The following is a 23,445-nucleotide window of genomic DNA, read 5'->3' on the forward strand; positions in this document are numbered from 1 at the left end:
GGGTTTTTTCATGCCTGTGCGTAAAGATCAGGCCGCCTTTTCCAGCGTGGCCATGTCGATCACGAAGCGGTAGCGAACGTCGTTCTTCGCCATGCGCTCCCAGGCCTCGTTGACGGTCTTGATGTCGATCACTTCCACATCGCTGACGATGTTGTGCTCGGCACAGAAGTCCATCATCTCCTGCGTTTCGGCCATTCCGCCGATCGCCGAGCCGGTGATGTGCTTGCGGCCGAACATCATCGCAGCGCCCATCAGCGGCGGATCCAGCTCGGTCAACACGCCGACCAGGCACATCGTCGCATCGCGCTTGAGCAGGCCCATGTACGGGTTGGTGTCGTGGCTGACCGGGATGGTGTTGAGCAGGAAATCGAAGCTGCCGGCGTGGGCCTTCATCTGCGCCGGATCACGCGAGACCAGTACTTCATCGGCGCCGAGGCGCTTGGCATCGGCACCCTTCTCCGGAGTGGTGGTGATCATCACCACGGTGGCGCCCATCGCCTTGGCGAACTTCACGCCCATGTGGCCCAGGCCGCCCAGGCCGATGACGCCGACCTTCTGGCCGGGGCCGACCTTCCAGTGGCGCAGCGGGGAGTAGGTGGTGATGCCGGCGCACAGCAGCGGTGCGGCGGCCTTGAGGTCGAGCGTCTCGGACACCTTCACCACGAAGCGCTGCTCGACCACGATGTGGTCCGAATATCCGCCGAAGGTCGGCTGGCCGCTCTCGCGCTCGGTGCTGTTGTAGGTGAAGGTGGCGCCCTTCTCGCAGTACTGCTCCAGATCTTCGTCGCAGGCGGCGCAGTGGCGGCAGGAATCGACCATGCAGCCGACGCCGGCGAAGTCACCGACCTTGAAGCGGGTGACGTTGGCACCGACCTCGGTCACGCGGCCGATGATCTCGTGGCCGGGCACCATCGGGAACTTGGAACCACCCCAATCGTCGCGGGCCTGGTGCAGGTCGGAGTGGCAGATGCCACTGAAGAGAATCTCGATGCGGACGTCATCGGGACCGGCCGGGCGACGTTCGAAGGAGAACGGCACCAGCGGCGCGGTCTGGTCGTGCACCGCATAACCATGGGCGAGGGACATGGGGAATCCTTGGCAGGTTTGTAGAAAGGCGCTTTACAATACGCCCCGATCCCGTGCACAAAAAGTCAGGATATCGGCATGATTCATCAAGTGAAACGGGATAATCATGGCCACTGACAACCTGACCCACCTCGCCGCCTTCGCCGCCGTGGCCCGCCACCGCAGCTTCCGCAAGGCCGGGGCGGAGCTGGCGCTGTCCACCTCGGCGGTCAGCTACGCGATCCGCGCGCTGGAAGAACGCCTGGGCGTGGGTCTGTTCCATCGCACGACCCGCAGCGTCGCCCTCACCGAAGCCGGCCAGCGCCTGCTCGAGCGCCTGCAGCCCGCGCTGGGGCAGGTGCATGACGCATTGGAAGAGATGAACCACTTCCGCGCGGCACCGGCCGGCCTGCTGCGCATCAACGCCACCCGCGCCGCCGTCCAGACCCAGCTCGGCCCACGCCTGGCGAAGTTCCTGCTTGCGCACCCGGATGTGCGTTTAGAGTTGGCCCAGGACGATGGCCTGGTGGATATCGTCGCCGGCGGTTACGACGCTGGCGTGCGCCTGCACGAATCGGTGCCGGAAGACATGGTGGCCGTGCCACTGGGGCCGGCGCTGCGCGGCCTGATCGTGGGTGCGCCCTCCTATCTGGCGGGGCGGGAGATACCGCAGCACCCCCGTGATCTGCATCGCCACGAGTGTGTGCGGTTCCGCTTCGCCAGTGGCCATCTCTATAAGTGGCAGTTCGAACGCGATGGCCAGGCACTGGAGATCGACGTGCCCGGGCGCCTCACGTTGGGTGATCAGAACACGATCCTGCAGGCGGTGGTCGATGGGTTGGGGCTGGCCTACGTGCTGGAAGATTCCGCACGCCCGTATCTCGACGACGGCCGGCTGGTTGCCGTGCTGGAGGACTGGAGCGAGCCGTTCGCAGGCTTTGCGGTGTATTACCCACGGCAGCGGCAGATGTCGTCTGCGCTGCGGGCGTTCATTGATCTGCTGCGGGGGTAGCGGGGCGCGGGCGGCATCTGCCCTGGATGCTCGTTCTTCAAAGGCAGATCCTGCATTCTGCGCATGCACCTCGCATCTGCTGGGACGTATCTGGCGTCGAGTAGTGCAGACCCACGGCCTGTCCTCATCAACGGTGAAATGGATGCGTAACCGACGATTCGTGAACATTCTGGCGATGGTCGGCGGTGCCGTCCTTGCGCTGTACGCGGTGCTGATCCTGACGATCGCAACGACGGGAAATGTTACGCAGGGTCGCGCAGCACTGGCGTGTGGCGGGGCAGGGCTGCTGCTTGTCGCGGCGCCGTTGCTGGCCCTGCCATTCTTCCCGCGTTTAGCAAGGGCGCTCGCGCTGCTGGCGTTGGTCAGTTTCGCAGTGCTCGCGGGCTGGCTCGCGTTCTGGCCCCAGCCGACCATCTCGCCTGATCCGCTCGTTCGGACGGCGGTAGTGGCGTTTGCGGTGTTGGTTGCCGGTCGCATCTATCTGGTACGCCGCCGACCCTCGGGTCATCAGCCCTGATCAGCCCTGCTGCCGAACCCACCGCGAAGGGAATTCCGTGGATGCTGTATACTCACCCCCAGTATAGTTAACCGGCCTTGCCTCCATGCCCCATTCACCGCAGGAAAAAAAGCGCGTTCTCGCCCGGGTCCGTCGGATCCGCGGCCAGTGCGATGCACTCGACCGCGCGCTGGAAGCCGGGGCCGAGTGCGGGCCGGTGCTGCAGCAGATCGCCGCGATCCGTGGTGCCGTCAACGGGCTGATGTCCGAAGTGATGGAGGCGCATCTGCGCGAAGAGTTCGGGCAACCGGCCCACTCCGATGCGCAGCGCGATGAGCGCGTGCGCGAGATGAGCATGCTGATCCGTTCCTATCTGAAATGAGTGCGCGGGTGCCCGCGTACTGCCCATCTTTGTTCCCTGCCTTGGAGTGCTTCCCATGAAATCCCGTGCCGCCGTTGCCTTCGCCGCTGGCGAACCGTTGAAGATCGTCGAGATCGATGTCGCGCCGCCGCAGAAGGGCGAAGTGCTGGTCAAGATCACCCACACCGGTGTCTGCCACACCGATGCGTTCACGCTGTCCGGCGATGATCCGGAAGGTCTGTTCCCGGCGGTGCTCGGCCATGAAGGCGCGGGCATCGTGGTGGAAGTGGGCGAGGGCGTCACCAGCGTCAAGCCGGGCGACCACGTGATCCCGCTGTACACCGCCGAGTGTGGTGAGTGCTTGTTCTGCCAGAGCGGAAAGACCAACCTGTGCGTGGCCGTGCGCGCCACCCAGGGCAAGGGCGTGATGCCCGATGGCACTACCCGCTTCAGCTACAACGGCGAGCCGATCTACCACTACATGGGCTGCTCCACCTTCAGTGAGTACACCGTGGTGGCCGAAGTCTCGCTGGCCAAGATCAATCCGGAAGCCAACCCGGAACACGTCTGCCTGCTCGGCTGCGGCGTGACCACCGGCATCGGCGCGGTGCACAACACCGCCAAGGTGCAGGAAGGCGATTCGGTGGCGGTGTTCGGGCTGGGCGGCATCGGCCTGGCGGTGATCCAGGGCGCGCGCCAGGCCAAGGCCGGCCGCATCTTCGCGATCGATACCAACCCCTCCAAGTTCGAACTGGCCAAGCAGTTCGGCGCGACCGATTGCATCAACCCGAAGGACCATGACAAGCCGATCCAGCAGGTCATCGTGGAGATGACCACGTGGGGCGTGGACCATACCTTTGAATGCATCGGCAACGTCAACGTGATGCGCGCGGCGCTGGAATGCGCGCACCGTGGCTGGGGCCAGTCGGTGGTGATCGGTGTGGCCGGCTCGGGCCAGGAAATCTCGACCCGTCCGTTTCAGCTGGTTACCGGCCGCTCGTGGAAGGGCACCGCCTTCGGTGGTGTCAAGGGCCGCAGCCAGCTGCCGGGCATGGTCGAAGACGCCATGAAGGGCGATATCGAACTGGCGCCGTTCGTGACCCACACGATGGGCCTGGACGAGATCAACGATGCGTTCGACCTGATGCACGAAGGCAAGTCGATCCGCTCGGTCGTGCATTTCTGAGCTACCACGGGCGGCGCGCGATCCGCGCCGCCCCTACGGAGAATCCCCATGGAACGCATCGAACACCGCGCCGCCTCCGGCGGTTGGCAGGACGTGTACCGCCATGCCTCGCAGGTGCTGGGCTGCGAGATGAATGTCGCCGTCTACCTGCCGCCGCAGGCGGCCACGCAGAAGCTGCCGGTGCTGTACTGGCTGAGCGGGCTGACCTGCAACGAACAGAACTTCATCACCAAAGCCGGCGCGCAGCGCTATGCCGCCGAGCACGGCGTGATCCTGGTCGCGCCGGACACCAGCCCGCGCGGCGATGACGTCGCCGATGCCGAAGGCTATGACCTGGGCAAGGGCGCTGGTTTCTATCTGAACGCCACCGAGCAGCCGTGGGCGGCGCACTACCGCATGTACGACTACGTGGTGGAGGAACTGCCGGCCCTGATCGACGCGCATTTCCCGACCACCGGCGCGCGCAGCATCAGCGGCCACTCGATGGGGGGCCACGGTGCGCTGGTGATCGCATTGAAGAATCCCGGCCGCTACAAAAGCGTGTCGGCGTTTTCGCCGATCGTCGCGCCGACGCGCGTGCCGTGGGGCCAGAAAGCGTTCACTGCCTACCTGGGCGAGGACCGCGCCAGCTGGGCGGCCTGGGATGCCAGCGAGCTGGTGGCCACGGCCACCGAGCGCCTGCCATTGCTGGTCGACCAGGGCGGTGGCGATGAGTTCCTCGACAGCCAGCTGCAGCCGCAATGGCTGCAGGCCGCCTGCACCGCCACCGGTCATCCGCTGGCGTTGCGCCTGCAGCCCGGTTACGACCACAGCTACTACTTCATCAGCAGCTTCATCGGCGAGCACATCGCGCACCACGCCAAGGCGCTGTACGCCTGAGGCACACCGGTGGACCCGCCGCTGGGCGGCGGCAACGCGCGCCGAACCGGGCCGGGCAAGGGGCCCGGCACGGCCCGGGAGCGCGCGCCTGGGCGTGGCACCTCACTCGGCGTGCCTCGCTCAGGTCTCGCCACCGCGCACTTCCACCAGCACCGGGCACGGCGCATGGTCCACCGTCCATTGCCCGACCGAGCGATCCAGCAGGCGCTCCAGCCGCGACAGGTGGCGGTGGCCGATGACGATCAGGTCGCAGCCGTGCTGGCGGGCATGGTCGCAGATCACCTGCGCCGGTTCGCCGGCCGGGTGATGCCCGAGGCCATCGATGCCGCGCTCGCGCAGGCGGCCCAGCGCGGTGGCAAGGAGCTGTTCGGCCTGGTGGACCTGGGCGTCGGCGGCCGGATACTCGGCGTGCTCGGCACGGGGCGCGTCGTCGGCCAGCGCGAAGGCCGGGTCCAGCACGCACAACAGGTGCAGGCGCGAGGCAGGGCCGGCCAATGAGGCCGCCAGCTCCAGTACCTGCGCATGCTGGGGGCCGCCATCCAGGGCAACGAGGATCTTGGTGAACATCGGCATTCTCGGAAGAGGGGCCGCTAGGGTCGCCTACTGCCCGCACTGGACCCATGCCGTGTGCCGCAGGCGAGTAGTGCGTGCAACGCACGAATAGGGGGTTTGGATTGCAGTAAAGTCACCGCCACACGTTGAAGGTGATACTGCCGTGACCATGCCCGATCTGAACCTGCTCATCGCCCTGGATGCCCTGATCGAGGAGGGCAGCGTCGTGGGGGCGGCGCGGCGGATGAACCTCAGTGCCCCGGCGATGAGCCGCACCCTGGGCCGCATCCGCGAGGCGCTCGGCGATCCGGTGCTGGTCCGTGCCGGCCGCGGGTTGGCCCCGACCCCGCGCGCGCTGCAGCTGCGCGAGCAGGTGCGCGGGGTGATCGAGCAGGCACACCTGGTGTTCAACGCCGGCCGCGAGGTCGACATGATGACGCTGGAACGCACTTTCAGCATCCGCGCCAATGATGTGTTCGTCGGCACCTACGGTGGGCGGATGCGCGAACTGTTCAAGGCGCAGGCACCGTGTTCGGTGCTGCGCTTCGTTCCCGAAGGCGATGGCGATGACGACGCAATGGAGCAGGGCCGGATCGATCTGCACATCAGCGCCGCCGGCAAACTCAGTGCCGATACCAAGGTGCAGAACCTGTTCAGCACCTCGTTCTTCGGTGCCGCGCACGAGGCCCACCCGATCTTCGCCGGGGAGATCACCGCCGAGCGCTTCGTGGCCTTCGACCACATTGCCGTATCGCGTCGTGGCCGTTGGTATGGCCCGATCGATGAGGATCTGGAGGCGCTGGGCCTGAGCCGGCGGGTCGCGCAGATCATGCCGACCTTCCACTCGGCGATCTTCGCCGCAGCCGATTCGGACCTGATCCTGCCGCAGATGCCCAGCGTGATGCTGGCCCGGCTTGAACGCCTCGGGGTTCCGCTGCGCCTGTTCGAGCTGCCGATTCCGGTGCGTAGCGCGATTGTCGTGCAGGCATGGCATCCCCGCCTGGACAGCGACCTGGCGCATCGCTGGCTGCGCCGCAGCATCAAGGCGATGTGCGACGCGGAGCCCACGCAGGCCTGACCGGCAACGGCCAGGTCCACCCGCAAGGCGACCGGCGAGGCGTGCGCGTGACGCACGCCAGCGATGGCCGACGCAGCATTTTTCGCAACATCGGCCCTGCCTAGACTGCCGCTCCCCGTCGTGGAGTGGCCCCATGTCCCTGTTGTTCCCACTGCCCCATCCGCCCGCCGGCGGTGCACGATGACTGCCGTGCCCGCGCCGCTGCCGATGGCGCCTGCTGCACCGGCTGCACCGCCGGCGCAGACGGCGTTCGGCCTGCGCCTGGTGGTTGGCCTGTGCGGTGTGTTGTTGGCCGTGCTGATCTCGGGCATCAACGAAAACGTCACCAAGGTAGCGCTGGCCGACATCCGGGGTGCGATGGGCTTCAGCGTCGATGACGGCAGCTGGATCATCGCGCTGTACACGGCGATGTCGGTCAGTGCGATGGCGTTCGCACCGTGGTGTGCGGTGACCTTCTCGCTGCGCCGCTTTGCGATGGTGATGATCGGCGCCTTCATGGTGCTGGGCGTGACGTGCCCGTTCGCGCCGGACCTGCCCTCGTTCCTGATCCTGCGTGCGCTGCAGGGCCTGGCCGGTGGGGCGCTGCCGCCGCTGCTGATGAGCGTGGCGCTGCGTTTCCTGCCGCCGGACATCAAGTTGTACGGCCTGGCCGGTTACGCACTGACCGCGACCTTCGGGCCGAGCCTGGGCACGCCGATGGCGGCCCTGTGGGTGGAGTACGTGGGCTGGCAGTGGGCGTTCTGGCAGATCGTGCCGTGGTGCCTGGCCGCGCTGGGCATGGTGGCCTGGGGGCTGCCACAGGATCCACTGCGTCTTGAACGGTTCGCGCAGTTCAACGGTGTCGGCCTGGCACTCGGGTTTCCGGCGCTGGTGATGCTGGTGATCGGGCTGGTGCAGGGCCCGCGCCTGGAGTGGTTCGCCTCGCCGTTGATCTGCCTGCTGCTCGGTGGCGGCAGCGGACTGCTGGCGTTGTTCCTCTACAACGAATGGTCGCACCCGCTGCCGTTCTTCAAGCTGCAGTTGCTGGCCAACCGCAATCTGACCTACGCCCTGATCACGCTGGGTGGCGTGCTGTTCGTGCTGCTGGCGGTGATCATGATTCCCTCCAGCTTCCTTGCCAAAGTGCAGGGATACCGACCGCTGCAGACCGCGCCGATGCTGCTGTGGGTCGCGCTGCCGCAGCTGATTGCATTGCCGCTGGTGGCCACCGTGCTCAACCAGCGCCGGGTGGACAGCCGCTGGGTGCAGGCGATCGGCCTGGGCCTGCTGGCACTGGCCTGCGGCCTCGGTGCGCAGCTGACCACCGAGTGGCACCGCGACAACTTCGCATGGCTGCAGGTGATCCAGATCATCGCCCAGCCGATGGCGGTGCTGCCGTTGCTGCTGCTGGCCACCGGCAGCCTGGCGCCGACCGATGGCCCGTTCGCCTCGGCGTGGTTCAACACGGTCAAAGGATTTGCCGCGGTGCTTGCCGGTGGCGTACTCGAGGCGGTCACCACCGTGCGCAGCCACCTGCATTCGACCGTGCTGGTCGACCGGATCGGCAACGCGCCCTGGCTCGACGCCAGCGCCGCGCCAGGGCTGGGTGCACGCCTGCACGCGCAGGTGGTGGCGCTGACCTCGGCCGATCTCTATCTCATCGTGGCGTGGGTGGCGGTGGCGCTGATCGCGCTGATTCCGTGGTTGCCCACACGCATCCATCCGCCACGTGCCGTGGCTTGAATCCAAGGAACTCCCCTGTGTCCCTGCATCGCAACTCCGTTCCCTTCGTCATCGCCGCCGGCCTGCTGCTGTTCGCTGGCGGTGCCTGGTGGCTGCTGCGCGACGGCCGCCATCAAACCACCAACAATGCCTATGTCACCGCGGACTTCACCGTGGTCGCGCCGAAGATCGCTGGCTTCGTCAGCGAGGTGCGCGTGCAGGACAACCAGAGAGTCAAGGCGGGCGATGTGCTCGCACGCATCGATGACCGCGACTACCAGGTGGCCCTGACCGCCGCGCGTGCCGACCTGGCCAATGCCCGTGCGCAGCTGGCCAATGCACAGGCCGCGCTGGCCCAGCAGGATTCGCTGATCGACCAGGCGCGCGCCACGCTGGATGTGAGCCAGTCCGAACTGACCCTGGCCCAGGCCGACCAGCAGCGGTACGGCGCGTTGGCCCGCGACGGCGCCGGTACCGTGCAGAACGCGCAGCAGGCACAGTCGCGCCAGGCCGTGGCCAGCGCGCACCTGCACCAGGGGCGGGCGGCGCTGCTGACCGCACGCCAGCGCACCGGCATTCTCACTGCTGGCGTGCAAGCCGCGCAGGCGGCGGTGCAACGCGCCGAAGCGGCGCAGGCGCGGGCCGAACTGGACCTGTCGCACACCGAACTGCGCGCGCCGATCGACGGCGTGGTCGGCCGTCGCGCGATCCGCGTGGGCGCCTACCTCACCCCGGGCACGGCGGTGCTGGCGGTGGTGCCGCTGCAACAGGCGTTCGTGGTGGCCAACTTCCAGGAAACGCAGATGACCCGCATGTATGCCGGGCAACGTGTGGATGTGCAGGTGGATGTGTTCCCCGGCCAGCCGCTGCACGGCCGGATCGACAGCATCGCCCCGGCCACCGGCGTGACCTTCGCCGCGATCGCGCCGGAGAACGCCACCGGCAACTTCACCAAGGTGGTGCAGCGGATTCCGGTCAAGATCGTGCTCGACAAAGGCCAGCCGCTGGCGAACAAGCTGCGCGCGGGCATGTCGGTGGAAGCGCGCGTGGACCTGGACAGCGGCGGGCGTGGGCTGCCGGGGGAGGGCGCATGATGATCCGGCAGACGTTGCGTGTGATGGCGGGCAGCGCGCTGTGTACCGCACTGGCCGCCTGCACCCTCGGCCCGGATTTCGTGCGGCCCGAGGCGAGCCTGCCGATGCAATGGGAGGGCAGCGTGATCACCTCGGCGGCCTTTGCCGATGACGCGGCGTGGTGGAACGGCTTCGAGGATCCGCTGCTGGCGGCGCTGGCAGGCCAGGCCATGCAGGCCAATCTGGATGTGCAGCTGGCCGCCAACCGGGTCGCCCAGAGCCGCGCGCTGCGCGGTATCAGTGCCGCCGACCGCGCGCCGGCCGTCAGTGCGACGGTCGGTGCCACCCGTGCCCGCAACAGCGAGGTCGGCCTGAACGATCCGTCCGGCAATGCCGGGCGCGAGGACTACGGGCTGTTCCAGGCCGGTATCGGCCTTGGGTGGGAACTGGATCTATGGGGGCGTGTGCGCCGCCAGGTCGAGATCGCCGATGCCCGCGTGCAGATCGCCAACGAAGACTGGCACGCGGTGCAGACCGCGGTGATGGCCGAAACCGCCCATACGTACCTGCAACTGCGTGCCACGCGACAGTTGCTGACCATCACCGAGGACAATCTGCACATCGCACGCGACGTGCAGCGGCTGACCCTGGCCCGCCAGCAGCAGGGCGTGGCGACCACGCTGCAGGTCGCCAGCGCGGCCGCGCAGGTGGCCGCGCTGGAGGCGCGGCTGGCACCGCTGCAGCACCGGCAATCGCAGCTGCGCAATGCGTTGGCCATGCTGTTGGCACGTTCGCCACGGACCTTGGATGAACAGTTGGACGCGGCGCGGCATGACTGGCCGGCGCTGCCGGCGCTGGCAACCGGCCTGCCCAGCGATCTGGTCGAACGCCGCCCGGACATCCGCCGCGCCGAAGCGGCCCTGCACGCGGCGACGGCTGGCATCGGCGTGGCCAAGACCAGCTTCCTGCCACGCATCACCCTCACTGGCGATGCCGGTTTCCAGGCCAGGCAGCTCGACGACCTGGACGGGTGGAATGCACATCGCTTCAGCATCGGCCCGGCGATCAGTCTGCCGATCTTCCAGGGCGGCCGGCTCAAGGCGAACCTGGCCCTGAGCCGGTTGCAGGAACGCCAGGCCGGGCTGCAGTTCCAGAAGACCGTGCTGCAGGCCTGGCACGAGGTGGATGATGCGATCGGCGGCTACGGCGCAGCGCAGCAGCGTGGGCAGGCGCTGCAGGTGGCCGTGCAGGAAAGTGAGCGTGCGTTGGCCGCGGCGCGCCGCCAGTACCAGGCGGGGGTGATCGATATGCTCGACGTGCTGACCACCCAGCGCATCGCGCTGGACAACCAGGCAGCGCTGGCTGACAGCCAGGCGGCGGCTGCGATCGCACGGGTGGATCTGTATCGCGCGCTGGGTGGCGGCTGGCGCGAGGTGGGGGAAGGCGTGACCCGCGCTGGCAGCGCGTCGGCTGCCCGCGGGGCAGGCAACGCCGATCAACGCACGTTGCGCAGTTCCCAGTGACTGCCGGCCAGCATGCGCAGGCGCTGCTTGAACACCTCGCTGTCGATGCTGGTGGTGGCGCACAGGTTGATGCGCAGATCATCCTGCGCGCCGGTCACGGTCGCGGCCGGATCGGTCGCGCCCCACTGCGGATCGACCGCATCGGGATCGTCCTGCTTGGCGCGCCAACGGTCGAACAGCACCGTGGTGCGCAGGGCGTTCTCGAGTTCTTCGGCCAGCCCGGCCGCACCCTGGGCGCGGAAGGACAGGTCCGGATCGTTGCCGCGCGCCTTGGCCGGATCCGGCAGGCTGATGTCGTAACTAACTGGCATGGTGACCTCCATTGAATGCGGCAAGGCTGGCAGAGACGCGGTGCAATCCGCGTGCAGAACCGGCGGCCGTGCCCGGATCGTGGCATGGCCGCTGCAGGGCTGGCCAGTGTGCTCAGCCGCTGAAGACATGCGGGCCGTCGGCGAAGCCGATCGTTACCGCGCCCTTGCCCACGTTGACCATCCCGGTCAGGCTCATGACCGCCTCGAACACATCCACGCCCTGCGCCTGGCAGGTCTCACGCAGCGCGGCATAACCGGGCAGGGCCCGCAGGTCGGCCAGCTCGCCGCCGTAGCTGATGCACACCGTGGGCGTCATCAGGCCGGCCTTGACCCGTTGCCCGACGAAATCGAACAGCTTCTGCACGGCGTTGTCGAAGCCCTTGATCTTGGCCACCGGCCCGGTCTCGCCGCGGTAGCCATGCAGCACCGGCTTGATGTCCAGCGCACTGCCCAGCGCGGCGCTGATCAGCCCCACGCTGCGATCGCCCTTGTGACGTGCGCGGGCGCGCATGTAGTACAGATCGCGGGTGATCATGTAGCCGTGCACGTTGTGCGCCAGCAGTTCCAGCCGCTCGCGGATCTGCTGCACGCTCGCGCCGCTGTCGCGCAGCCGCACCGCTTCCACCGCGGTCACGCCCTGGGCGGCGAACAGGTTCTGGGTATCGAGCACGCGCAGCGCGAACGGTGAGTTGAACCCTGCCGCCTGCCGTACCGGCTTGTAGTCGTTGAGGATCGCGAAGCTCGCCTGCATCGCGTTGTCATGGATCGGGCTGCGGGTCTTGGTGATCGTCATGCAGAAGACATGGTCGTAGTCGATCACCAGCTTGCCCAGGAACAGGTCCCGGATCTGGTTGACGGTGAACGGAATGGTCTCCGCCTCGGCGCCGTGCTCGGCCACGTGGGCATGCAGGAAACTCAGCGTGGCCTGTTCGTCGCGATGGTCGGCCAGCATGGCTTCGCCGATGCGGACGGTGATCGGCAGCAGCACGATGTTGTGTTGTTCAATGAAATCCTGCGGCAGATCGCACGCAGAGTCGACCACGATTCCGATGCGCATCCTGTGCCCCTCCGGCAGGTTGTAGGTTCGGAAACGTGAACGCTATCGCAAAACGGCTCGACTTGCCTGACCGGGGAGAGGGGCCGGGCGTCAGCGGCTGCGTTCCACCGCCACCGGCAGGTCCTTGATCCGGGCCCACTCCCCCTGCTCAAGCAGGCCCGGGTCGGCCAGCACCGCCTGCATCAGCGGGTGGGCGTCGTTGCCCCAGAACAGTTCGCTGCCGATCGCCAGCGTCGGCACGCCGAACACCCCCGCGGCCAGCGCGGCATCCGTGTTGCGCCGCAGTTCCTCTTTGACCGACGGTGCGCCGATCGCCGCGGCGACATCGGCGATGTCCAGCATCGCGCCGGGCAGGGCGAGCGCGGCGGCACTGTCGCCGGCGTGGCCATCGCGCCAGATCCAGTTGAACAGGATCTCGACCGCCTCGTGGCTGGCACCGGCGGCCAGGCACAGACGCAGCGCCGCCAGCGGATTGAACGGATGGCCCGGCGGAAAGCGCAGTGTCACCCCGGCGCTGCGCGCCTGCCACAACGCCTGCCGGTAGGTGAACACCCGCTTGGCCGGAATCTCGGCCGGGCCCAGGTTGCCCAGGTGATGCAGTACCGCGCCCAAGGCGATCGGCACCGGGGCGATGCTCTTGACCTGCGGCAACGCCTTGAGCTGTTGCCAGTGCAGATAGGCGAACGGTGAGACGAAATCGAAGTACCAGCGCAGGGCCATGATCGGGTGCTCACGTTGCAGGACGACAGGGGTGCGCAAACAGGGCCGCCGCAGGCAGCGGCCCTGTGCAGGGGCTCAGCGCGAGTATGCGCGTGGTTCGCTCGACGCCGGGGCCTGGTAGCGGTCGCGCAGTTCGGTCTGGCGTGAACGCATCGGCATCGCGCGGCCCCCCAGCCAGACCTGCTCTGCATAGTGGCCGACATCCAGCGGATCGCCCTCCCACAGCACCAGGTCGGCCAGCTTGCCGGGCTCGATGGTGCCGAGGCGGTCGCCGACGCCCAGCGCCTGTGCCGGGACCCGGGTCAGGCCAGCCAGGCCATCCCCCCAGGGCAGCCCGTTGGCGACCGCATTGCCGGCCAGCTGGCGCATCTTGCGCGCGTTGTGCGAGGCATCGTCGCGCTGGGCGAAGCTGACCGGCACACCGGCCGCCTGCAGGCGCGCGGCGTTCTGCAGGGTCGCGCCGAGTTGATCGAAGCTGGTCGGCAGGTTGCCCAGCCCATCCACGAACACCGGCACGCCGGCCTGGGCCAGCTGCGGCGCCAGGCGCCACGCCTCGGCCCCGCCGGCGATGGCGATCCTGACCTTCTCGCGGCCGGCCCAGCGCAGCAGCTGGCGGATGTCGGCGGCGCGGTCGACCTGCACCACGATCCGCCCCTGGCCGGCCAGGTAACGCGCCAGCGTGGCGCGCCCGGCCGGTGTCAGCAGGGCATGCGGCGAATCGGCCGGAACGCGGCCCCGTGCTTCGCTGACCATCTGCTCCAGCAGCATCCACTGCGCGGCGCGCGAGGTGCCGGTCAGCTCCGCACCGGACGCGCCGAGACGAATGAATAACGCCTGCGGGCCGACCGGATCGGCACTGCCGTCCAGCCGCACCACCCCGCCCTGGCCGGCGATGAAGCCGCCGCCGGTATTCGCCCCGAGCAGGGTGAAGCCGATGCCGTCCAGCCGCGCGACCGGGATCAGCACCGAGTCCGGATTGAAGGCCAGGGTCACGTCGAATTCCGGGCGCAGCGGCTGGTCGTCCAGTTTCAGCGTGCTGTCCACCGTGGCTGACTCGCCGGAGACTTCTTCGATGCCGATATCGGTGATGCCGCCGAACAGCGCCGGAGTGAGCGGCCTGCCTGCCGCTTCGACCACGGCCACGCCGGCCGGCGCCGACAGGCCCGGACCGACGGCGCGGATCACGCCGCCCTGGACCAGCACGTCGCTGTGCTCCAGGCTGCCGCGTGCGGCGGCGGTATGCACGGTGGCATTGCGGATCAGCAGATCCTGCGCGAACAATGCGGGGGCGGCGCAGGCACCGGCAAGCAACAGCAGTGCGCGCGGCAGCAGGCGCATCGGGACGCGGCGGCTCATGGGCGCGCCTCCTGGCCAAGCATGAAGTCCGACAGCGGCTGCCGCCTCACGTCCTGGCGGTCATAGACCTGGTGGCCATCCACGTAGACTTTCTCGGCCAGCGCATAGGAGCTGAAAGGACTGCCGTTCCACACCACCACATCGCCCATCTTGCCGGCCTCCAGGCTGCCGGTCTGCGTCTCCACGCCGAGCGAGCGCGCTGCGTTGGAGGTCAGCCACATCATGGCCCGCTCCGGGGCGATCTCGATGCCGGCACGACGTGCGTTGGCGATCACCTTGGCCGCCTCCTGGTTCAAGCGCTGGATGCCCTCGGGCGAATCGGAATGCACGATCGCGCAGCTGTTGGCCGGGCGGTCGACCAGCGCGATGTTCTCCTGGATGCCATCGAAGGCTTCCATCTTGAAGCCCCACCAGTCGGCCCACAGCGCACCGCACACGCCTTCCTCGGCGAGCCGGTCGGCCAGCTTGTAGGCCTCCACCGCGTGATGGAAGGCGGCGATCTTGAAGCCGAACTCCTTGGAGAGATCCAGCATCGTGGCCATCTCATCGGCGCGGTAGCAGTGGATGTGCACGCGGATATCGCCCTGGATCGCGCCGGCCAGCGTATCCAGCTTGAGGTCGCGCTTGCCGCCGCTGTCGCCGGCACTGTCGCCCTTGTCGTCACCGCTGAACCAGCGCTTCTTCTTCGGCTGTTTCGGGGTGTTCTTGGCGATGTACTCGCTGGCATCGATGAAGGCTGCACGGTAACCGGCGACATTGCCCATGCGCGTGCCCGGGGCGGTGCCCTTGCCACCGTAGACACGCTTGGGGTTCTCGCCGCAGGCCATCTTCAGGCCCCACGGCGCACCGGGGAACTTCATGGACTGGTAGGTCGTCGCGGGTACGTTCTTCAAGGTCACGCCGCGGCCGCCGACCAGGTTGGCCGAGCCGGGCAGTACCTGCATCGAGGTCACGCCACCGGCCAGTGCCGCGGCGAAGCCCGGATCCTGCGGCCACACCGAGTGCTCGGCCCAGACGTTGGCGGTGACCGGGGCAGTCATCTCGTTGCCGTCGCTGTGCGCGCTGACGCCCGGGCTGGGATACACGCCCAGGTGCGAGTGCACATCGATGATGCCCGGCGTGACCCACTTGCCCTGGCCATCGACACGCACCGCATCGGCCGGTGCCGTCAGGCCGGTACCCACCGCCGCGATGCGGCCGTCGCGCAGCAGCACATCGGCGTTGTCCAGGCGCACGCCGGTGCCGGTGAGCACAGTGGCATTGCTGATCAACACCGGCGCCGAGGCGATCGGCGCATAGGTGCTGGGGTAGGGATCTTGGAGGAAACGCGACGCGGCGGGCGCCGGCGCGGACACGATCGACATCAACGCCAGGCCAACGCCGACGCTCAACAACTTCTGCATGGTTCTCCCCGAAGCCGCATGGACACAATGACCCGACGCTAGCCGGGAGCGGGGCGCCTTGCCAAGTGACCTTTTGCATATTTTTATCAAATGGGATCTAGCATCGTTATCAGAAACAATTGTGAACTTTCCATGAATTTTTCGGTTACGCTCAGGTCGGCATCGGCGTGATCGATGCCGGTTCCAGAAGCATTGCTGATCCTCCCGTTCCAGATTCCGACACTCGAACCAGATCAAGGAAGTTCTCAGTACATGACCCTGCACTCCCTGTCCCGCGCGGCGTCCCGCCGTCCTTCGCCGTCCCTGCTGGCCTCGGCCATCACCGGCACCCTGCTTGCCGCCATCGCCGTTCCGGCGCTGGCCAGCCCCACCACCGATGTCCTGCAGCGTTACCAGCAGCAGCGCGCAGAGCAGTCCGTCGCGTTCGCGCGTGACCTGCACAGCGCTTCGCTGGCGGCGATCTTTGTTGCGCCGACCGGCGCCAACGACCAGACCGTTTCCTTCACGAGCCCGCGCACCAGCGCCGAGGCCGCCGGCCCCATTCTGGGCAAGCCGGGTGATGTGGAAAGCTGGCATAGCGATGAGTTCAATGCCGACTGGGGTCTGGCCGCGATGGGGGCCGATTACGCGTATGCGCGCGGCCTTACCGGTCAGGGCGTGCGTTTGGGCGTGTTCGATTCGGGCTCTGCCCTTGCCCACGACGAATTCGCCGGACGCAACACCTCCAGCATCTCCATCGGCAACGGCGGCTGCGCCGACCCGAGCATCGTGGCGGGCGAAGGCGCCTGCGGCAGTACCCGCGGCGACCAGCCCGGGTACAACTACTACGGTCTGGGTCCCGGTGTGCCTCCAGCGCTTGCTGATCGACTGATCGCGGCGGGCCAGCCGTACGGTTTCAGCTACGCCGACCATGGCACGCACGTGTTGGGTACCGTTGGCGCCAACCGCGATGGCACCGGGATGCATGGCGTGGCCTTTGGCGCCAACCTGACCGCTGCCCGCGTCTTTGGCGACACGTATTACGAGTGGCGCCTGGATCCTGACAACTTCTACCGGCCGCGTGCGCTGTATCGCACTGACCCGGACGATGCAGCAACGCTGGACATGTATGCACAGGCCGAGGCACAGGGCGTGCGCGTGCTCAATCACAGTTGGGGTATCTCGACCCGCCATGCCACGGTGGCCAGTCTGGACGCGCAGTACGCAGCGATCGGCGCGGACTATGGTGTTTACGGCAGCATTTACGGTGATACCGAGGGTGCACCGGGTTCCAAGCTGATCCAGGTGTGGTCGGCAGGCAACTCGGCCGGGGGGATGGCCGGCATCACGGCGGCATTGCCGCGCTGGAACCCGGAGATCGAGCCGTACTGGCTGGCCGTCGCGAATGTCCGCCTCCCCACCGCAGGGGAAACGGACTACGTCATTGATGCCAGTTCCAGCATCTGCGGTGCTTCGGCCAACTGGTGCCTGTCCGCACCGGGCACCAACATCGCCAGCACGATCGTGGCCGGCGAGATCAACGGTCGCATGGAGCTGACCGAGGATTACCTGCGTTTTCTCATCGAAAGCGAAAGTCCTGAATACACCTACGGCTACAAGACCGGCACATCGATGGCGGCACCGCACATCACCGGTGCGCTCGGTCTGCTGATGGAGCGCTTCCCGTACCTGGACAACGCACAGGTACGCGATGTGTTGTTGACCACGGCACGCGACCTGGGCGCGCCCGGCGTCGACGCGATCTACGGCTGGGGCATGGTCGATCTGAAGACCGCCATCGAAGGCTACGGCCTGCTGCGCGTGGACACCGACGTGGTCATGAACCAGAAGGCCGGTGGCCTGAAGGTGTGGGAAGGCGATGCGTGGGACGACTGGACCAATGACATCGGCGGCCCGGGCAAGCTGACCAAGTCCGGCATCGGCTGGCTGCGCCTGAGCGGTGACAACAGCTTCAACGGCGCCATCGTGCGCGACGGCGTGCTGGAACTGGACGGTGCCAATGCACTGACCGCTTCGGTCGATGTGCAGGGCGGCCAGTTCCTGCTCAACGGCAGCCTGGTGTCCACCACGCTCAACAGCCTGGGGGGCAGCAGCGTGATCTCCACCACGGGCGTGCTCGATGGCTCGGCACTCAACGTGACCGGCGGCTCGGTCACCTTCAACGGCCTGCAGCAGGCGGGCGACACCACGGTCGGCAGCGGCGGCAGCTTTGTGCTCAATGGCCGGCTGGTCGACAGCTCGCTGACCTCTGCGGGCGCCACCCGCGTCAATGCCGGGGCCCTGCTGGACGGCTCGGATCTGTTCGTCACCGCCGGCACCGTGTCCTTCAACGGCGTGCAGCAGGATGGCGCGACGGTGGTCGGTGCCAAGGGCACCTTGAAGGGCGTCGGCACGCTGGGCAGCACCCGCGTGGAAGGCATCATCGCCCCGGGCAACTCGATCGGCACGCTGACCGTCAACGGCGATTACGTGCAGACCGCCACCGGCATCTACCAGGCCGAGCTGGCGCCGGGCAGCCGCAGCGATCTGCTGCGTGTCACCGGTACGGCTACGCTGGGCGGCACGCTGAAGGCGCTGCCGGAGGCCGGCGTGTACTACCTCGGCGAGCAGTTCAACTTCCTGCAGGCCGCCGGTGGCATCAACGGTCAGTTCGCCACGACCGACTTCTCGGCCTTCTCGCCGTTCCTGAAGTTCAGCCTGGGCTACAGCGCCAATGGGCTGCGCATCGACGTCGCCCGCGGCAACGCGCTGGCCAGCGCTGCGGTCACGCCGAACCAGATCGCCGTGGCCACCAGCGCCGATGGCCTGGCCATCAACCAGGGCCTGCCCAGGCCGCTGACCCAGCTGTTCCCGGCCCAGGTCGGTGCAGCACTGGATGCGCTGAGTGGTGAACTCCACGCCGCCACGCCGATGGCGCTGGTGGAAAGCAGCCGCTACCTGCGTGATGCGGCCCTGAGCCGTGCGGTCGGCGTGCGTTCGCCGGGTGCCGCGGATGAGGCTGCCGGTGGTGCATGGGTGCAGGCGATCGGGGGCAGCGGCAAGCTCGACGGCGATGCCAACGCTGCGCGCACCGATTCCAACAGCAACGGGCTGCTGGTCGGTGCCGATCATGTGTTCGGTGGTGGCTGGCAGGTCGGTGGGCTGGTCGGTACCGGCCGTACCGACATCAAGCAGGCCGCGGGTCGCGGCGCCCGGTCGGAGATCGACAACACCCACTTCGGTGCCTACGTGGGCAACCAGTGGGGGGCATTTGGCCTGCGCGCCGGCCTGGGCTATTCCCGTCATGACGTGGACAGCAAGCGTCAGCTGACGTTTGCCGGCTACCAGGACGCGCTGTCGGCCAAGTACGACGCCACCACCCGCCAGGGCTTCATCGAGGGCGCGTACCGCTTCGGTGGTCGCGAGGCCGGGCTGGAGCCGTACCTGCAGTTCGCCCGGGTCGAGGTGGATGTGGACGGCATCACCGAGCAGGGGGGGGCTGCGGCACTGCACGGCCAGGTCGCCGACACCCGCACCAACGTGGCGACCGCCGGCGTTCGGTTCGACAAGGGCCTGAAGACCTCGTGGCAGCAGGAAAGCTGGCTGCATGTCCGCGGTGGCGTCGGCTACCGCCGTGCCTCCGGCGACCGCAGCCAGGTCGCCGATCTGGCCTGGACCGGCGGCAACAGCTTCGCGGTCAGCGGTGCGGCGATTGCCGACAACGCCGTGGTCGCCGAGCTGGGCCTGTCGGCCTGGTTGAGCCCGCGCAACCAGCTGGAGCTGGGCTACAACGGCACCTTCGGTGACGACGCCCGCGACCGCAGCGTCACCGCGCGCTGGTCCGTGCAGTTCTGATCTAGCGGTACCGGTAAACGGGAAAAGGCGGCCATGGGCCGCCTTTTTCTTGCCCACGGCCGCCAGGTCGCGATCGCCACTTGCGCCGCTGTCATCCAAGGTGGAAGGTTTAAGCAGGCGGGCAACCCGCGCCCGCAGAGAACCGGACAGTCACAAGGAGGTGCCGATGAAGGTAACCGAAGGCTTTGATCGCAGGCATGCCAGGCACTACTACCTGGTGCTGGTCCTGCTGGCCTTCGCGTCTGGCCTGATGCTGGTGGCCGGCTTCGTGGAGCATTCGCCCAGCGGGCTACCCAACGAGGTGCGCATCGTCCTCGCCGCCCTCTCCCTGTTGTCGTGCACTGCCAGCTACCTGGCCATCAAGCGGATCCAGTACCCCTTTCTGTTGGTTGGCATGTCCTCCATCGCCTTTGCGGCGTCGCTGTGGGGCTTTGGTGCGCCCATGGCGCTGGTCCTGCTGCTGGCCATACCCGCCGCCCTTCTTTCGCTGGCCTCGCTCATCCTCCACGGCAAGGCCGATGGGATCGACCACCCGGATTGAGTGCCCACCCTCGACGCCACGCGGCGGGTCTCGCAGAATTGTCGCCTGTCGTTCGTTGGATCCATCATGAAAACCAAGCAGGACATCGTTGAAAACTGGCTGCCGCGCTACACCGGCGTGCCGTTGGAACACTTCGGCCAGCACATCCTGCTGACCAACTTCGGTGGCTACCTGCATACCTTTTCCCAGCTCACCGGGGCGCCCACCCAGGGTGCGGACCGGCCGATGGCCAGCGTCACCAGTGACGACATCACCCTGATCAACTTCGGCATGGGCAGCCCCAACGCGGCCATCATCATGGACCTGCTGTCGGCGGTGATGCCCAAGGCCGTATTGTTCCTGGGCAAGTGCGGCGGGCTCAAGCGCAAGAACCAGCTGGGTGACCTGATCCTGCCGATCGCCGCGATCCGTGGCGAGGGCACCTCCAGCGATTACCTGCCACCGGAAGTCCCGGCCCTGCCGGCCTTTGCCCTCCAGCGGGCGGTCTCGACCATGGTCCGCGACCTCGGCCACGACTACTGGACCGGGACCGTCTACACGACCAACCGCCGGGTCTGGGAGCACGATGAAGCCTTCAAGGAAAAGCTGCGGGTGATGCGCTGCATGGCCATCGACATGGAGACGGCAACCCTGTTCGCCGCCGGCTTTGCCAACCACATCCCGATCGGGGCCTTGCTGTTGGTGTCCGACCAGCCGATGATTCCCGACGGCGTGAAGACCGAGGTCTCCGATGCCAAGGTCAGCTCACAGTTCGTCGAGAACCATATCCAGATCGGTATCGAGGCACTTAAGCTGATACGGCGCAATGGCAAGTCGGTCCGCCACCTGCGTTTTGACGAGTAACGGCAATGGAACGGATGGGCGTCTTGGGGCGGGCCATCCACAGGGGTAGTGAATGGACGTGGCGGCACAAGTAGTGGAGTTCTGGCGCGACGCCGGACCGCAGAAGTGGTTCGCGCGCGATGACGCGTTCGATGCGCGGTTTCGCCAGCAGTTCCAGGACGCGCATTTCGCCGCCGCCCGGCGTGCCCGCGAGCATTGGCTCAGCAGTGCCGATGGCGCGCTGGCACTGATGATCCTGCTCGACCAGTTCCCGCGCAACTGCTTCCGCGATACGGCCCATTCCTACGCCACCGATGGCCTGGCGCGTCATTACGCCATGCGCGCGGTGGAAGAAGGCCTGGACCTGCAGCTGGTGCCCAAGCTGCGGGCCTTCATCTATCTGCCGTTCGAGCACTCCGAGGATCCGCAGGACCAGGAACGCTCGGTGGCGATGTTCGATGCGCTCGGCGACAAGGAATACCTGCAGTACGCCGAACTGCACCGCGACATCATCCGCCGGTTCGGCCGCTTTCCGCATCGCAATGCGGTGCTGGGCCGGATGCCGACGCCGGAGGAACTGGATTACCTGGCCGAAGGCGGGTTTGCGGGGTAACCGATGGACGCCCGGGCGCCACGCACAAAAAACGCCGGCATTGCCGGCGTTTTTCTGTGCAGTGACGTGCTGAAGATCAGTACTTCGGCACGCCGTTGTCCACCTCGTTCGACCAGGCATCGATGCCGCCGGTGATGTTGGACACCTTGGTGAAGCCCAGGGCACGGAACTGCTCGGCGGCCTGTGCGCTGCGGCCACCGTGATGGCACAGGAAGGCCAGCGCGGTGTCCTTGGGCAGGGCTTCCAGGCGGGCGCGGTTGTCGCCGTCGAACGTTTCGAACGGGGCGTTGATCGCCGCGATCGCACGCTCGTCGGCCGGGCGCACGTCGACCACGGTGATGCTGCCGGCACGCAGCTGGTCGTCGGCGTCGCGCACGCTCAGTTCCTGCACCGCCTTGGGGGCGTTCGGGTTGTCGATCGCCAGGCCCTTGCCGCGGATGTCGTCCACCCAGTCGATGGTGATGCCTTCGGCGCGACGGGCGCTGGCCAGGTCGAACTGCACGCGCAGGCCGTTGGACTCGGCGGCGATCGCGTTGTCGTCGTGCGGGGCCAGCTGGAAGTTCGGCTGGAAGCGCGCGTCGATGCCCAGCTGCAGCGCAGCACCCGGGGAATCGGCCAGCGCGCCACGCAGCATTTCCACCGCGGCCGGAGTCACGGTGATGCGCGGCGGGGTGCGGTCCGGGGCGGCAAGCCCAAGCACGCTGCTCAGCTCACCGCTGCCGGCCATCTGCAGGATGATGTCGCTGCCACCGATCAGCTCGCCATCGATGTACAGCTGCGGGATGGTCGGCCACTCGCCGTAGGCCTTGATGCCTTCGCGGATCTCCGCGTCGGCCAGCACGTTGACGTGGTCGAACTCCACGCCGAGGTCCTGCAGGGCGCCGACGGCCTTGGCCGAGAAACCGCACTGCGGCATGCTCGGCTGACCCTTCATGAACAGCACGACGCGGTTGGCGTTGAGAATGGATTCGATGCGCGAGCGCAGGGCGGGATCAAGGGACATGACGGTCGGGGTCCGGATATGCGAACCGCCTATTCTACGCGGCATGGCATCATGGGGCATGACCGTACCGGAAACGTTGTATCGCATTCCCCGGCGCCCCTGGCGCTGGCTGCCGTGGCTGGTGCTGTCGCAGGTGCTGGTGGTGCTGGCCTGGGTCGCCTGGGGCTGGCGCTGCGGGCTGCCGCTGATGGTGGCGTCCCATGCCCTGTTCATGGTGCCGGTGTTCCTGCCCAACAGCCGCTTCTATGCCCCGGTGCTCAGCCGCCTGCCTGGCCAGGCGCGGAAGGTCTGGCTGACCATCGATGATGGGCCGTCGGAAGAAACCCCGGGGGTGCTCGAGCTGCTGGACCGTTACGAGGCCAAGGCGACCTTCTTCCTGGTCGGTGAACGCGCGCAGGCGCGGCCGGAGCTGGTGCAGGCGATGCTGGCCCGCGGGCACAGCCTGGGCAACCACAGCCACCGCCACCCCCAGGCCCGCTTCTGGCGGCTGGGGCGGCAGGCCATGGCGGAGGAAATCGCGCAGTGCCAGCAGGCCCTCACCGCGATTGCCGGCACGCCGCCGCGCTGGTATCGCTCGGTGGTGGGGATGACCAATCCGTTCGTGGCCCCTGCATTGAAGCAGTGGCAGCTGACCCGGGTCGGCTGGAGCGCCCGTGGTTTCGACGGTGTCGATTGCACGCCCGGCCAGGTGGTCGAGCGGATCACCCGTGATCTGGCGCCCGGCAGCATCGTGCTGCTGCATGAGGGCGCCGCGCATGGCCACAACCTGGCCATCATCGAAGCGGTGCTGCAGGCGGTGCAGGCGCGTGGCCTGCATGCCGGCCTGCCGGACTGACGCCAGCCGGGGGACCGGCGCAGG

At 67.5% G+C, this 23,445-nt stretch carries 22 protein-coding genes; 14 read left to right on the top strand and 8 right to left on the bottom strand.

Going from position 1 to position 23,445, the window contains the following annotated elements; genetic code table 11:
* Positions 1 to 27: 27 nt before the first annotated feature.
* On the bottom strand, positions 28 to 1,086 hold the full coding sequence (locus tag ORK51_RS07960) for an NAD(P)-dependent alcohol dehydrogenase (protein ID WP_070473659.1): 1,059 nt from the start codon (positions 1,084 to 1,086) through the stop codon (positions 28 to 30).
* Positions 1,087 to 1,192: 106 nt separating this feature from the next.
* Here ORK51_RS07960 and ORK51_RS07965 point away from each other — a divergent pair, with 106 nt between their 5' ends.
* The 5 genes from ORK51_RS07965 to fghA all read left to right on the top strand — a co-directional run bounded on the left by ORK51_RS07965 (position 1,193) and on the right by fghA (position 4,999).
* Positions 1,193 to 2,077, top strand: a complete 885-nt coding sequence (locus tag ORK51_RS07965) for a LysR family transcriptional regulator (protein WP_019183745.1) — start codon at positions 1,193 to 1,195, stop codon at positions 2,075 to 2,077.
* A gap of 160 nt (positions 2,078 to 2,237) precedes the next feature.
* A complete protein-coding gene (locus ORK51_RS07970) occupies positions 2,238 to 2,594 on the top strand; it encodes a hypothetical protein (RefSeq protein ID WP_266084687.1) in 357 nt (118 codons plus the stop codon).
* An 85-nt stretch (positions 2,595 to 2,679) separates the two neighbouring features.
* Positions 2,680 to 2,955 carry a metal/formaldehyde-sensitive transcriptional repressor gene (locus tag ORK51_RS07975; RefSeq protein ID WP_266084688.1) on the top strand — a complete coding sequence of 92 codons (276 nt, stop codon included), beginning with the start codon at positions 2,680 to 2,682 and terminating at the stop codon, positions 2,953 to 2,955.
* Positions 2,956 to 3,010: 55 nt separating this feature from the next.
* On the top strand, positions 3,011 to 4,120 hold the full coding sequence (locus tag ORK51_RS07980) for an S-(hydroxymethyl)glutathione dehydrogenase/class III alcohol dehydrogenase (protein ID WP_019183748.1): 1,110 nt from the start codon (positions 3,011 to 3,013) through the stop codon (positions 4,118 to 4,120).
* A gap of 48 nt (positions 4,121 to 4,168) precedes the next feature.
* Positions 4,169 to 4,999, top strand: coding sequence for an S-formylglutathione hydrolase (fghA, locus tag ORK51_RS07985; RefSeq protein WP_266084689.1), 831 nt, complete (start codon positions 4,169 to 4,171; stop codon positions 4,997 to 4,999).
* Between the two features lie 120 nt (positions 5,000 to 5,119).
* Here the strand turns inward: fghA and ORK51_RS07990 are convergent, their stop codons facing one another.
* On the bottom strand, positions 5,120 to 5,566 hold the full coding sequence (locus ORK51_RS07990; RefSeq protein ID WP_266084690.1) for a universal stress protein: 447 nt from the start codon (positions 5,564 to 5,566) through the stop codon (positions 5,120 to 5,122).
* A gap of 148 nt (positions 5,567 to 5,714) precedes the next feature.
* Between ORK51_RS07990 and ORK51_RS07995 the strand changes: the two genes are divergently transcribed.
* From ORK51_RS07995 to ORK51_RS08010, 4 genes are all read left to right on the top strand, one after another.
* Positions 5,715 to 6,629: a LysR family transcriptional regulator gene (locus ORK51_RS07995; RefSeq protein WP_046273490.1), complete on the top strand. Its 915-nt coding sequence runs from the start codon at positions 5,715 to 5,717 to the stop codon at positions 6,627 to 6,629.
* Positions 6,630 to 6,809: 180 nt separating this feature from the next.
* On the top strand, positions 6,810 to 8,351 hold the full coding sequence (locus tag ORK51_RS08000) for an MFS transporter (protein ID WP_266084691.1): 1,542 nt from the start codon (positions 6,810 to 6,812) through the stop codon (positions 8,349 to 8,351).
* Positions 8,352 to 8,368: 17 nt separating this feature from the next.
* Positions 8,369 to 9,424 carry an HlyD family secretion protein gene (locus tag ORK51_RS08005; RefSeq protein WP_266084692.1) on the top strand — a complete coding sequence of 352 codons (1,056 nt, stop codon included), beginning with the start codon at positions 8,369 to 8,371 and terminating at the stop codon, positions 9,422 to 9,424.
* Complete coding sequence (locus ORK51_RS08010) at positions 9,421 to 10,926, top strand: efflux transporter outer membrane subunit (RefSeq protein ID WP_266084693.1); 1,506 nt, start codon at positions 9,421 to 9,423, stop codon at positions 10,924 to 10,926. Before ORK51_RS08005 ends, ORK51_RS08010 begins: the two co-directional genes overlap by 4 nt.
* Here ORK51_RS08010 and ORK51_RS08015 read toward each other — a convergent pair.
* From ORK51_RS08015 to ORK51_RS08035, 5 genes are all read right to left on the bottom strand, one after another.
* The gene (locus tag ORK51_RS08015; protein ID WP_026069862.1) at positions 10,899 to 11,237 is read right to left on the bottom strand and encodes a hypothetical protein; all 339 of its coding nucleotides are present in this window, start codon (positions 11,235 to 11,237) and stop codon (positions 10,899 to 10,901) included. The genes ORK51_RS08010 and ORK51_RS08015 overlap by 28 nt on opposite strands.
* 112 nt (positions 11,238 to 11,349) lie before the next feature.
* On the bottom strand, positions 11,350 to 12,294 hold the full coding sequence (locus ORK51_RS08020; RefSeq protein ID WP_046273496.1) for a DegV family protein: 945 nt from the start codon (positions 12,292 to 12,294) through the stop codon (positions 11,350 to 11,352).
* 90 nt (positions 12,295 to 12,384) lie between these two features.
* Positions 12,385 to 13,017, bottom strand: a complete 633-nt coding sequence (locus ORK51_RS08025; RefSeq protein ID WP_266084759.1) for a 2-hydroxychromene-2-carboxylate isomerase — start codon at positions 13,015 to 13,017, stop codon at positions 12,385 to 12,387.
* Positions 13,018 to 13,089: 72 nt separating this feature from the next.
* Positions 13,090 to 14,352 carry an amidohydrolase family protein gene (locus tag ORK51_RS08030; RefSeq protein ID WP_429000643.1) on the bottom strand — a complete coding sequence of 421 codons (1,263 nt, stop codon included), beginning with the start codon at positions 14,350 to 14,352 and terminating at the stop codon, positions 13,090 to 13,092.
* A 14-nt stretch (positions 14,353 to 14,366) separates the two neighbouring features.
* On the bottom strand, positions 14,367 to 15,773 hold the full coding sequence (locus ORK51_RS08035; protein ID WP_070425916.1) for an amidohydrolase: 1,407 nt from the start codon (positions 15,771 to 15,773) through the stop codon (positions 14,367 to 14,369).
* Positions 15,774 to 16,025: 252 nt separating this feature from the next.
* Between ORK51_RS08035 and ORK51_RS08040 the strand changes: the two genes are divergently transcribed.
* The 4 genes from ORK51_RS08040 (at position 16,026) to ORK51_RS08055 (ending at position 21,583) form a co-directional block, all read left to right on the top strand.
* Positions 16,026 to 19,607 carry an autotransporter domain-containing protein gene (locus ORK51_RS08040; protein ID WP_266084695.1) on the top strand — a complete coding sequence of 1,194 codons (3,582 nt, stop codon included), beginning with the start codon at positions 16,026 to 16,028 and terminating at the stop codon, positions 19,605 to 19,607.
* A gap of 166 nt (positions 19,608 to 19,773) precedes the next feature.
* Positions 19,774 to 20,148, top strand: coding sequence for a hypothetical protein (locus ORK51_RS08045; RefSeq protein ID WP_261997277.1), 375 nt, complete (start codon positions 19,774 to 19,776; stop codon positions 20,146 to 20,148).
* 66 nt (positions 20,149 to 20,214) lie between these two features.
* Positions 20,215 to 20,991, top strand: a complete 777-nt coding sequence (locus tag ORK51_RS08050; RefSeq protein ID WP_266084696.1) for an AMP nucleosidase — start codon at positions 20,215 to 20,217, stop codon at positions 20,989 to 20,991.
* A gap of 52 nt (positions 20,992 to 21,043) precedes the next feature.
* The gene (locus ORK51_RS08055) at positions 21,044 to 21,583 is read left to right on the top strand and encodes a DUF924 family protein (RefSeq protein ID WP_019183764.1); all 540 of its coding nucleotides are present in this window, start codon (positions 21,044 to 21,046) and stop codon (positions 21,581 to 21,583) included.
* 76 nt (positions 21,584 to 21,659) lie between these two features.
* Here ORK51_RS08055 and grxD read toward each other — a convergent pair whose 3' ends face one another.
* Positions 21,660 to 22,586 (bottom strand): Grx4 family monothiol glutaredoxin, encoded by a 927-nt coding sequence (gene grxD / locus ORK51_RS08060; RefSeq protein ID WP_046273500.1) that lies wholly within the window; start codon positions 22,584 to 22,586, stop codon positions 21,660 to 21,662.
* A gap of 58 nt (positions 22,587 to 22,644) precedes the next feature.
* Between grxD and ORK51_RS08065 the strand changes: the two genes are divergently transcribed.
* A complete protein-coding gene (locus ORK51_RS08065; protein ID WP_266084697.1) occupies positions 22,645 to 23,421 on the top strand; it encodes a polysaccharide deacetylase family protein in 777 nt (258 codons plus the stop codon).
* The last annotated feature ends 24 nt before the right edge of the window (positions 23,422 to 23,445 follow it).

Origin of the sequence: Stenotrophomonas sp. RIT-551 (assembly GCF_026241915.1) — a bacterium.
Taxonomy (GTDB): domain Bacteria; phylum Pseudomonadota; class Gammaproteobacteria; order Xanthomonadales; family Xanthomonadaceae; genus Stenotrophomonas; species Stenotrophomonas bentonitica_A.

What these genes read in the sequence shown, in the direction of transcription:
- ORK51_RS07960 (WP_070473659.1), bottom strand. Translation starts at nt 1,086, where the DNA reads ATGTCCCTCGCCCATGGTTATGCGGTGCACGACCAGACCGCGCCGCTG.
- ORK51_RS07965 (WP_019183745.1), top strand. Translation starts at nt 1,193, where the DNA reads ATGGCCACTGACAACCTGACCCACCTCGCCGCCTTCGCCGCCGTGGCC.
- ORK51_RS07975 (WP_266084688.1), top strand. Translation starts at nt 2,680, where the DNA reads ATGCCCCATTCACCGCAGGAAAAAAAGCGCGTTCTCGCCCGGGTCCGT.
- ORK51_RS07980 (WP_019183748.1), top strand. Translation starts at nt 3,011, where the DNA reads ATGAAATCCCGTGCCGCCGTTGCCTTCGCCGCTGGCGAACCGTTGAAG.
- fghA (WP_266084689.1), top strand. Translation starts at nt 4,169, where the DNA reads ATGGAACGCATCGAACACCGCGCCGCCTCCGGCGGTTGGCAGGACGTG.
- ORK51_RS07990 (WP_266084690.1), bottom strand. Translation starts at nt 5,566, where the DNA reads ATGTTCACCAAGATCCTCGTTGCCCTGGATGGCGGCCCCCAGCATGCG.
- ORK51_RS08000 (WP_266084691.1), top strand. Translation starts at nt 6,810, where the DNA reads ATGACTGCCGTGCCCGCGCCGCTGCCGATGGCGCCTGCTGCACCGGCT.
- ORK51_RS08010 (WP_266084693.1), top strand. Translation starts at nt 9,421, where the DNA reads ATGATGATCCGGCAGACGTTGCGTGTGATGGCGGGCAGCGCGCTGTGT.
- ORK51_RS08015 (WP_026069862.1), bottom strand. Translation starts at nt 11,237, where the DNA reads ATGCCAGTTAGTTACGACATCAGCCTGCCGGATCCGGCCAAGGCGCGC.
- ORK51_RS08020 (WP_046273496.1), bottom strand. Translation starts at nt 12,294, where the DNA reads ATGCGCATCGGAATCGTGGTCGACTCTGCGTGCGATCTGCCGCAGGAT.
- ORK51_RS08030 (WP_429000643.1), bottom strand. Translation starts at nt 14,352, where the DNA reads ATGCGCCTGCTGCCGCGCGCACTGCTGTTGCTTGCCGGTGCCTGCGCC.
- ORK51_RS08035 (WP_070425916.1), bottom strand. Translation starts at nt 15,773, where the DNA reads ATGCAGAAGTTGTTGAGCGTCGGCGTTGGCCTGGCGTTGATGTCGATC.
- ORK51_RS08040 (WP_266084695.1), top strand. Translation starts at nt 16,026, where the DNA reads ATGACCCTGCACTCCCTGTCCCGCGCGGCGTCCCGCCGTCCTTCGCCG.
- ORK51_RS08045 (WP_261997277.1), top strand. Translation starts at nt 19,774, where the DNA reads ATGAAGGTAACCGAAGGCTTTGATCGCAGGCATGCCAGGCACTACTAC.
- ORK51_RS08050 (WP_266084696.1), top strand. Translation starts at nt 20,215, where the DNA reads ATGAAAACCAAGCAGGACATCGTTGAAAACTGGCTGCCGCGCTACACC.
- ORK51_RS08055 (WP_019183764.1), top strand. Translation starts at nt 21,044, where the DNA reads ATGGACGTGGCGGCACAAGTAGTGGAGTTCTGGCGCGACGCCGGACCG.
- grxD (WP_046273500.1), bottom strand. Translation starts at nt 22,586, where the DNA reads ATGTCCCTTGATCCCGCCCTGCGCTCGCGCATCGAATCCATTCTCAAC.
- ORK51_RS08065 (WP_266084697.1), top strand. Translation starts at nt 22,645, where the DNA reads ATGACCGTACCGGAAACGTTGTATCGCATTCCCCGGCGCCCCTGGCGC.